Source organism: Gordonia phosphorivorans (assembly GCF_042432625.1).
Classification (GTDB): domain Bacteria; phylum Actinomycetota; class Actinomycetes; order Mycobacteriales; family Mycobacteriaceae; genus Gordonia; species Gordonia phosphorivorans.
Genome location: NZ_JBHLWV010000040.1, coordinates 1 through 1,089 on the forward strand (window position 1 = coordinate 1; position 1,089 = coordinate 1,089).

At 64.8% G+C, this 1,089-nt stretch carries 1 protein-coding gene; it reads right to left on the minus strand.

Going from position 1 to position 1,089, the window contains the following annotated elements; genetic code table 11:
• Positions 1-963, minus strand: a 963-nt coding sequence (locus ACFFJD_RS16700) for an ISL3 family transposase (RefSeq protein WP_382366228.1), incomplete at its 3' end; no start/stop codon positions are given.
• Between the last annotated feature and the right edge of the window lie 126 nt (positions 964-1,089).

Here is a 1,089-nt window from a genome sequence, read left to right on the forward strand (position 1 = left end):
GGCCAGTATTTCGTTGCCAGGATCTTTGGCGCGCAACGCATTCCACATTTTGGCGTAACTGTGCTCGGAGAGGCGTTCACGGGCGGTGAGTAGGCGGCGCCGGTTCGCCCATTCTGGATCGACTGCCCGGCCACGGCGCCCACGCTGATCCCAAGTGACCCGCCGCCGAACCGCGGTGACCATGTCGTTGGCGAGCTTGATTACATGGAAGTGGTCGACCACCAGCTGCGCATCGGGCAGTGCCTGGGCTGCGGCGGCGGCGTACGCGGCACACGGATCGATCGCAACGTGGGTGATCGAGGACCGAAACTCAGGACTCTGCTTGGCGAGCCATTGGGCCACCGCCATCGAGGTGCGGCCGGTGACCTGCCCGAGTAGGCCCTGATCGCCCGCGAGGTCGACGAATCCAGTGTCCCACGGATCTATCCGATACCAGCGGCCATCAGGGTCGCGTTCCCAGCGTGGCCGGCCCCGACGAGTCTCATCGATCCCGAGGACCCGTACTGGTTGCGGCTGCTGCAGAACGCGGTCGGCGACCTCGCAGAACGCGGCATGGGCGGTCGGCCAGGACACCCCATGCGCGGCGGCAACCTCGATGACCGAACGTGCCGCATCTCCGATCGCCAGGCCCATCTGCTCGCGCAGCCGTCCGGTGGTGCGTCGCCTGGCCGGCACCTGATTGATGGCCTCGGTGAACGTGCTCCGCTCGCATGCCTGGTTTCGGCAACGCCAGCGAATCTTGTTCCAGCGCAACAGGATTGGGTCAGGGCCGTACCCGATATCGCGTGGCGTAGTGATTGTCCTTTCCTTCACCGAGGACGATCGATCCCCGCAGTCAGGGCAACACGCCGCGCCCCCATCTGCGGTGACCACATCGACCACCCTGGTGCGATCTGGCCGTCGCTCGACCCCAACGACCTGCACACCTTCCAGACCCAGCAACAACGACGTAGGCTCGGACACGGCCCCTGCCCCTCTTTCGATTCTTGAATGCTTCGCAACATCCAGAATCACGAAGGTCAGGGGCCTTTCACGTCAACGACACGCGACCGCCCTGACCAGGGACTGCCCGTTCAAGATCGAAGAGCC